We start from the raw sequence: 8,790 nt of genomic DNA, 5'->3' as shown, positions 1-8,790 counted from the left end.
AATTGTTTTAAGGCGCTTAAAAAGATAAAATTTTCCGGTACGATTATTATGCAGGCTTGGCGGGGGAAAAAATATCTGGACGATGCCAAAAAACAGATTTTTTTTCTAAAAAGAATTTTAAAAAATATAAACTAAATTTTTTATATGACGAAAAAAAACATATCCAATTTTAATGTCAGGGGGAAGGTTATCATTATTACCGGCGGAGTCGGAGTTTTGGGAATGCAGTATGCGCAAACCCTGGGAAGAGCAGGTGCAACCATTGTCTTGTTGGACAATGTTGACAAACCAACATTCACCAAGAGATTGAGCAACTTTTCAGGCATAAAAATAACTGGATTCTGCATTGATATTTCTGATGAACCGGCAGTTCAACGCACCATCCAGCAGGTTGTTAAAAAATTTAATCGGATTGATGTCTTAATTAATAATGCGGCTATGAATCCGGCTGTCGGAAGCAAGGATTCGGAGAAGCAATTTGTTGCTATTGATAATTATCCAGTAGATTTATGGGAAAGAGAATTAAAGGTTAATTTAACGGGTATGTTTATCTGTATTAAGGCGGTTATACCTTTTATGAAAAAACAAAAATCAGGAGTTATAGTGAATATAGCTTCCGAGGTTTCAAATATTGCCCATGACCACAGAGTTTATGATAAGCCAGGCAAATATAAATCTCCGGCGTATGTAACTTCAAAAACCGGCGTATTGGGATTAACAAGGGCTTGCGCGGCCCAGCTTGGAGAATTTAATATCAGGGTTAATTCTTTTTCTCCTGGCGGCGTAGGGAACGCCAATCTTCCGCCTGAATTCGTAAAAAGATTCGGAGGCGCTAATATGCTCGGGAGGATGGCCGAATCCGATGAATATAATTCCGCTATATTATTCCTTTGCTCAGACGCATCTTTATTTATGACTGGTCAAAATTTAATAATGGATGGCGGAAAGAGTTCTTGGTAGTTAATTTAGCTTAGAAATTATGTTCTATAATCTAAGATTAGTAAAATAAATATGAAGGAAAAAATTAAAGGTATTATGCCTAAGCTTTTGGACACCGCTAATAATTAGGCCCCAGTCAATTCAATGAAGAGGCTGAATTTAATCAACCGGTTATTTTTTAACTAAAAAACAGCAAAAGAACATTATGACAATGATAGAAAAAGTCAAATTCAAATATAACCAAATTATTAGGCCGCATATTGATAAAGATTTAATGGTGTTATTTCGAGCTAATAGGGAATTATATCCCTTTAAACCATATCCAGATGATGTTCAATTATTAAATGCATTAAAATGGTTGTATATTGCTAATCAGAGGTTACAGGGGCGTGGTTTTCCGGCAAAATTTTCAATAGGCGCCCGTTATGGACTAGCCAGTTCTTATCCGGAAACAACCGGATATACCCTGTGTACTTTGTTAACAATTTTAAGAAATAAACCATGGAGAGATTTTAATTATCAGCTTGTCATCAAACTCATTGATAATTCTTGTAAGTATCTTCTTACTATGCAATTGGAAAACGGAGCTTTTACGGGCGGACGAGAATCAACAAAAGATTTTGGGACACCCAGTATTTTTGACTCAGGGCAAATATTACTTGGTTTAGCAGATTTATATGAGACGGCTAATAAAAATCAGGAAGTTGATTCATATTTTGTTGACCGGACAGTACTGAAGAAGGCGATAATTGATGCCGCCAATTTTTTAGCCGGGGAAATAGAAGAAGATGGATCATTTAAAGCAACTTATACATATTTAAAATCAAAAAGATCTTATTATGCTAGGGCCGCATATGGCTTGTTGCGAGCCGGGGTTGTTTTAGAGAATGAGCAATTTATTATTAAGGCTAAACGGAAATTTGACTATGTAGTTAAATTGCAGAAAGAGAATGGATGGATTGATTATTGGGGATTTGAAGATGATCAGGCTGTATTACATACCATCGCTTATACTTTACGTGGTCTTGTAGAAGCGGCAATATATTTTAAAAACGATCAGTATGCCTTAGTGGTTGAAAGGGCGATTAGTTTTCTTGTAAGTTATGATAAAAAGAATTTTTTATATCCGAATCTATTTCCTTCTCATTATGATTGTCAAAGGAAATATGTAAACGATTTGTGTATAACCGGTTTATCCCAGATGGCTATTGTTATCAAGAAATTTAATTTTTATTCTGCCGAAACCCCACCGCAATATGAAAAATTATTTAAAGATATTATAGAAGCTACAAAATGCTTCCAATTGCGAGGGTTTAGCAATGAGTTGCTTAATGGAGTTATGCCGGCATCTTGGCCCATAGATGGAAAATATCAACCAAATAATTTAATTGAATGGGGAACAAAATTTTTTATGGATTCATTGTTATTATCCATAGGGGTTCCTCCTCAAGAAATAAAAGGATAATATGAAAATAGTTATTACTAGCAACACAGGCATAGAGCATGATTATTTGTGGCAAGAAATATTTAATATGGGCCACGAAGTTTATGTATTTGCCCAGACTCATTTGCGGGTTTTTCAACAGGGGGGAGAAACTAATAAATCATTTAAAATTATCCGGAAGCTATTCAGACTTATTAAAATGTTTCCTTCATTAATTAGAAATCCACTGTTTTTTATTAGTAAAAAAAATGCTCAAAGGAAATTATTTAAATATCAAACGTTGTCTTTAAAAAAATATTTTTCAGTTCTAGTTGTTCAAAATATTATAGATAAAATAAAAACATCCGAAAGATATTTTGAATTTGAGGACATTAATTGCGATGCCGCCGTTCGGAAGATTGCAGAAATTAACCCCGACTTGATTGTTGTTCACGGGGGTAAAATTTTAAGAGAAGATTTTTTTGGGAAATCTCGATTCGGCACAATCCACCTGCATGGCGGGATTGTTCCGTGGTACCGCGGCGGAAATACATGGTATCCCAACATTATTAATGATGATATGTATTACATTGGTCCGAGTGTGCAAGAGATTGATAAAGGCATTGATACTGGTAATGTTATTCATCAGCATACAATAAAAATAGATAGCCACGATAATCCGTCAAGTTTGTACTGCAAAACCGTAATAGTGGGAGTTGAAATATTATTAAAATGTATTAGTGTGATTAACAAGACGAACACAAAAATACCCTCTACCCGATTGTCCATAAAGGGATTCAATTATTTAAAAAGAAAGCACATCAAGGACTACGAGGATATAATTGTATATAATAGATTTCAAACAGTATTTATTAATTTTCTTAACTCGCCATTTACTTTTAGGCCAAACTTGATACAAAATAAAAAATTAATGATAAAACATAAGTTTGTCAGATATTAAAAAGACAATTTAGATATGCGAAGAAGATTAAAAATTTTATGTTTAAGTTTCTGGACGCCCCCGATAGTTCGTCCCCAGTCTATTTTAATCGGCAAAATGATTCCGGAATGGAAAAAGCAGGGAGTAGATCCGATGATTATTACTTATGATATATGCGGAGACTGGAAAATAGACGCGCCGGTTTATAAAATTCCTAAATTTAAAATAAATAGGTATTTTAATAAGTATTTTTTAGTTCGTAATTTTTTTGCCGCAAGATATTATAAAAAACTATTTAAAGTTACGGAGGACATAATAAAAAAGCATAAAATAAATATTGTTTTCTCTTTTTCAAATCCGCAAGCCAGCAATATATTAGGGGCGATGTTAAAAGAAAAATTAGACGTTAAGTTTGTCGCTTATTTTAGCGATCCTTGGTTTGATAATCCATACAAAGAGTATTTGGGCCTGGAAAGAAGAAACGTTTTAAAACTGGAAAAATATGTTATTGCCAATAGCGACAAGGTGATTTTCACTAACGAGGCAGCCCGCAGTTTAATTATGAAAAAGTATCCGGCATCCTGGGCTGAAAAAGCGGAAATCGTCCCTCATTGCTTTAACTTAAAAGATTATCCGGAAGTTCGCAAAACAGATTCTGATAAATTCATTATAAGTTATATTGGCGCTTTTTATGAACAAAGAAATCCAGAATTGCTGTTTAAAGCCTTACAAAAAATAATGAATAAGCGGTCTGACTTTACTCGTAAATTTAAAATTGAATTAATCGGCGCGGCCAATGATTATGCCGGATATAGCGCCGCCAGCATAGCCAAGATGGCGGACCTTTATGGCCTAAAAGACAATATAGAAATTATCCCGCCGGTCAGTTATGAAGAAAGCTTAAAGCATATGAAATTATCTGATTGTTTAGTCGTAATTGACGCTGATATGCCAGATAGCCCATTTTTGCCCTCAAAAGTTGTTGACTATGCCGGAAGCGGCAAGGCTATTTTGGGGATAACTCCAGCCAGTAGTCCGACGGCCCAATTTATAAAAGGTCTGGGGTGCGAATCATTTAATTATGATCAAGTTGATGAATTAGGCGAGTATCTTGAAAGGTTAATTTCTGGAGAAATAAAAATAGAAATAAATAAAAAATATTTAGAGCAGTATGAGGTGCGGAACACAACCGTTAAGCTGATTAAATTATTTAATGAAGCATTAGACAATTAAAATTATTAATATGAATTTAGGTAAAAATATGCCAGTTTCTGGCGGAAAAATCGCTATAATTTTAGGAACCAGGCCGGAGATTATAAAAATGTCGCCGATAATCAGGGCTTGCGAGAAAAAAGGGCTTAGCTATTTTATTTTACATACCGGCCAGCATTATAACTATGAAATGGACAAAAAAATTTTTGAAGATTTAGAAATAAAGGAACCAAGATATAACTTAAATGTTGGTGGTCATGAATATCGTAAACAGGTCGGGCTTATGATTAGGGAGATTATGAAAGTTTTGGCCGAAGAGAAGCCGGTAGCGGTATTGGTTCAGGGTGATACCAACAGCGTTTTAGCCGGGGCTTTGGCCGCTAATAAGCTCGGAATTAAAGTTGGCCACCACGAAGCCGGTTTGCGGAGCCATGATTTAACCATGCTGGAAGAAACCAATCGGATCATAACTGACCATATTTCTGATTTTTTATTCGCGCCCACTGAAGATGGTTTACAAAATCTTAAGGACGAAGGCCTTGCTGATGGTAAGGTTGTCTTAACCGGCAATACCGTAGTTGATGCCGTCTTTCAGAATCTTGAATTGGCTGGTAAGAAGAGCGATGTTCTAAAGAAACTAAATTTAGAGGGTAAAGATTATATTTTAGCTACGGCTCACCGAGCGGAAAATGTAGATATAGGAGAGCGTTTGAAAGGTATTCTTGGGGGATTGGCTTTGGTGGCCTGTGATTTTAATTTACCAATAATATATCCGATTCATCCCCGGACTTTAAATAATATAAAAAAGTTCGGTTTGGAAATTCCACCAGAGGTAAGGGCAATATCGCCCCTAGGCTATTTGGATTTTTTGCAATTAGAATCAGGGGCGAATCTAATAATCACGGATTCTGGCGGTTTACAGGAAGAAGCTTGCATCTTAAAAATTCCCTGCGTGACTATAAGAGACAATACGGAAAGGCCCGAGACTTTAAGGTCGGGCGCAAATATTCTCGCCGGGACAGATTCCAAGAAAATATTGTTTTGTTCTAAAAAAATGGCAGAAATAAAAAAAGAATGGGATAACCCATTCGGAGACGGTATGGCCGGAAAAAGAATAGTCGATTTTTTGGTAAATAAAACAGCAAAATAAATTTATTCCGCACCTTTCCAGAATACCTTTTAGCTCTGCTACGTGGATGAATGGATATAAATCAATCCTTTCAGCGGGGTTTAATACCCCGTTGAAGGGTACGGGATTTATTATCTGTTCTTAATCACCATTCCTTGGGTATCGGCAATATCAATTATTAATTCAGGATTATCTTTAAAAAATTCTTTGAAAGCTTTTTTTACCCCCGGTAAAGTTTTATTGTTGTAGTCGTGAACCACAATTCTTCCTCCTTTGACCATTTTTGGCCAGAAAAATTTAAGCCCTTCCAGGGTGCCTTTGTAAGTATCGGCATCTAAATGTACAAAACAAAAAAGTTTGTTTGAAATATCTTTTGCAGTTTCAGGGAATAGCCCCTTGTATAAAAATATGTTTTGATAGTCCTTTAAATATTCTTTAACTCCTTCTAACGAAGTTTCGTTTAGCCAGTTAGGCTTTACTAAGTCCCCCTTAGTAATTTCCTTCTTGGGGATACCTTCGAAGGTGTCAAATAAATATAACTTTTTATTTCCTTTTGTTTCGCAAAGAATTTTGGCAGAACCCCCCTTATATACCCCAACTTCAGCCACCTCACCAGGCAATTTAGACGTTGCCACCATGCCGGAATAGAGGGTAAACTGCTCTTCGCTATCCATATTGGTTTGTTCTTTAATATCTTCTAGGAGTTTAATGAAAAAATCGCTATATTTAAGGAAAAAACGTTTTTCACATAGCCAGCTGCGTATATAATGAAAATTTGTAAATCCCTCTTCTTTTAGCTGATTACTTATTTGTGTAAACATACTGCTGGTTATTATTATCGGAATATCATTCGGCAATTGCCGGAATTCTTTCCTTGAAATTATCTTTGATCCCCTTATTTTTTTCCCCCATTTTTCTTTATTATTGTCGTAGAAAGAAATATTGTTTTTATTGATTCCTTTTTCAACCAGGCTAAGAAAGGCGCTTTCTCCGGAAAGAGATGCACCAAATAAAACAATTTTTCTATCTTTTATTTCATTAAGGCATTCTATTAAATTAAAATTTTTGCCGTTATTTCCCATATTTTAAATCTATAAAATTAATTAAGGCAGTTTAAAACCATTTTTTTCTAATTTTCGCAATTTTTTTAATTTTTGTTCGCAGACAAACCAGTCTTCCTCGGTATTAATGTCAATACTGTAAAATTCATCCATTAAGTAAAGCTCCACCTTTTTCCCGTATAAATTTGGAGTTTTTCCATAAAGATTTTTTGGTTTAAAAATGTAGATAATATCATTGCGGGAATAGCAGATTGGCAATTCCTGGCGACGGGTTTTAATCTTAGTTAGGGGTTCGCCGGTAAACAAAACTACCCGATTTTTGTCATTAATTTTTAACATCCAGTGCGGATTTTCGTTCGCTATAACTTCGTAAACCGCCACGACTGAATCTGCTTTTGTTTTTTTAAATAATTCTATGGCTCCATTAATATGTTTTGCTGGTCTTAAAGGAGTAGTCGGCATCATCAAAGCGACGGCATCAGGAACGTAATTTTCGTTTTCTTTAAGCCAGTTTAAAGCATGCTTTATCACGGGTTCTATGCCGGTTATGTCCGTTGCCAGTTCTTTCGGCCTAATAAAAGGGACGTCTGCTCCGAACTTTTTAGCTATCCCGGCGATTCTTTTATCATCAGTAGTGACAAGTATTCTGTCTAAATTACTTTCCAAAGCAGATTCAATCGTCCAGGCTATTAAAGGTTTATTTAATAATTTTTTGATATTTTTAAGGGGGATGCTCTTAGAACCTCCTCGCGCCGGTATTATTCCTAAAATTTTCATAAATTTTTAAAATTATTATTTATTATTTTTCTGATTACATAAATTATACCTTTACCATTATTTTTAGTCAAACGCGATAAATGATTTATTTTCCGCCAAAAAGTGAATTTCCGCAAGCCAACCCGCCTATGCCAATAGGCGCCCGCTGTTTCTTCACGTCCCGCCATTGCTACTTTAAAAATTTTAAGGCAACGAAGCGGCCATTTCTGGTATAAAAAAATAATCCCGTCCGGAAAGCCGAACGGGATTTTGTTCAAAGATCGAGAATCCTGTAGGTTTCATCATCCTCGACATGTTTTTGAGCCTGGATAAAAATGTTATCAGGCATGCTACTAAAGTTAAGCGGACGACCATCTCGACCAAAGAGCAACTTTCCGGCATCGCCTAAAGCCAGAACATATTCTTCAAGATGCCGATCGCCGATTGGCTGATTGGTCCCCGGATCAAAATGAATGCCAAATTCCGCCATGAGTTTATGGCGAACCGCTTTCATTTTGAACATATCTGTTCCGGGGTAAGCAGTGGCTATAAACAAAATCCTGTTGATGGAATTTTTGGCTGTTTCGTATTCCAGCGTGCCAGGCGATAGGCCTTGGGTGGCGAATTCCTCCTGCCATCTTATAAAAGCAATGGTAGTTTTAAGATGAAGAAGGGTTTCTCCGGGCCAGCCCATCATCCAGGTGCAGTTGCCATGGATGCCGGCATCTTTTGCCGTTCTGATGGCTTCCACCATAGTGCGAGGGAACGAAAAACCATTAATTCTAGCTAGGCCATGGGCTAAAATGCTTCCACCTTTACCCATACTATCTAAGATATCCGGATGAGCGCTTTCACCGCCAAAACCTATGTAAATGCAGCCGGCGGCAGCCATAAATTTAACCCGTTTCTCTTTCTGGCCAATATCAGCTGTTTCATCCATCCTTCCGTGCGTACCCCATTTAATCCCAAGCGGGGAAAGGAGAGGCATTAAGTCTCTGATGCGGCGGCAATCAATCATGAAATTGTCGCTATTGAATCCGACAAAATCAATCCCATAGGTTTTGATGAGCCATTCCACTTCAGCGGTCAGGCGTTGCGCTCCGTAGGCTCCATAATCCCTCTGGCCCTGCATCCCCCGATAGCAGAAGGCGCAGTTGAAGGGGCAGCCACGGCTGTCCGGTATGGTCAGGCTTCTAGTCATGGTAAATGGGGCGGCGGAGCTGTTTTTTGTGGTGCTGCTTTCACCCCAAACTGGAGTTTCGATATATCGCTCTAGCAACGGTTCTCCGCTTACGTCCTGATGAAGTAAATCCCAGGCTGGGAAAGGCAA

Annotated in this window: 8 protein-coding genes; 5 read left to right on the top strand and 3 right to left on the bottom strand. The window is 37.0% G+C overall.

The window, feature by feature from the left end:
* Window positions 1-144 precede the first annotated feature (144 nt).
* The 5 genes from PHQ42_04600 to wecB all read left to right on the top strand — a co-directional run bounded on the left by PHQ42_04600 (window position 145) and on the right by wecB (window position 5,664).
* Window positions 145-960 carry an SDR family oxidoreductase gene (locus PHQ42_04600; protein ID MDD5071983.1) on the top strand — a complete coding sequence of 272 codons (816 nt, stop codon included), beginning with the start codon at window positions 145-147 and terminating at the stop codon, window positions 958-960.
* A gap of 184 nt (window positions 961-1,144) precedes the next feature.
* Window positions 1,145-2,404, top strand: coding sequence for a hypothetical protein (locus tag PHQ42_04595; protein MDD5071982.1), 1,260 nt, complete (start codon window positions 1,145-1,147; stop codon window positions 2,402-2,404).
* A gap of 1 nt (window position 2,405) precedes the next feature.
* Window positions 2,406-3,323 carry a formyl transferase gene (locus tag PHQ42_04590; protein MDD5071981.1) on the top strand — a complete coding sequence of 306 codons (918 nt, stop codon included), beginning with the start codon at window positions 2,406-2,408 and terminating at the stop codon, window positions 3,321-3,323.
* Between the two features lie 15 nt (window positions 3,324-3,338).
* Entirely contained in the window at window positions 3,339-4,535 is a 1,197-nt protein-coding gene (locus PHQ42_04585; GenBank protein ID MDD5071980.1) for a glycosyltransferase, read from the top strand.
* Between the two features lie 10 nt (window positions 4,536-4,545).
* On the top strand, window positions 4,546-5,664 hold the full coding sequence (gene wecB, locus PHQ42_04580) for a UDP-N-acetylglucosamine 2-epimerase (non-hydrolyzing) (protein MDD5071979.1): 1,119 nt from the start codon (window positions 4,546-4,548) through the stop codon (window positions 5,662-5,664).
* Window positions 5,665-5,774: 110 nt separating this feature from the next.
* On the opposite strand, the gene PHQ42_04575 is transcribed toward wecB, so the two are convergent.
* From PHQ42_04575 to PHQ42_04565, 3 genes are all read right to left on the bottom strand, one after another.
* Complete coding sequence (locus tag PHQ42_04575) at window positions 5,775-6,464, bottom strand: macrocin O-methyltransferase (protein MDD5071978.1); 690 nt, start codon at window positions 6,462-6,464, stop codon at window positions 5,775-5,777.
* Between the two features lie 282 nt (window positions 6,465-6,746).
* On the bottom strand, window positions 6,747-7,481 hold the full coding sequence (locus PHQ42_04570; GenBank protein MDD5071977.1) for an acylneuraminate cytidylyltransferase family protein: 735 nt from the start codon (window positions 7,479-7,481) through the stop codon (window positions 6,747-6,749).
* 253 nt (window positions 7,482-7,734) lie between these two features.
* The coding region (locus tag PHQ42_04565; GenBank protein ID MDD5071976.1) for a radical SAM protein at window positions 7,735-8,790 on the bottom strand (1,056 nt) is incomplete at its 5' end.

This window comes from Patescibacteria group bacterium, assembly GCA_028711655.1.
Taxonomy (GTDB): Bacteria; Patescibacteriota; Patescibacteriia; order Patescibacteriales; family JAQTRU01; genus JAQTRU01.
Note: the sequence above shows the minus strand (reverse complement) of the source record. Positions and strands in the feature narration are given on the sequence as shown.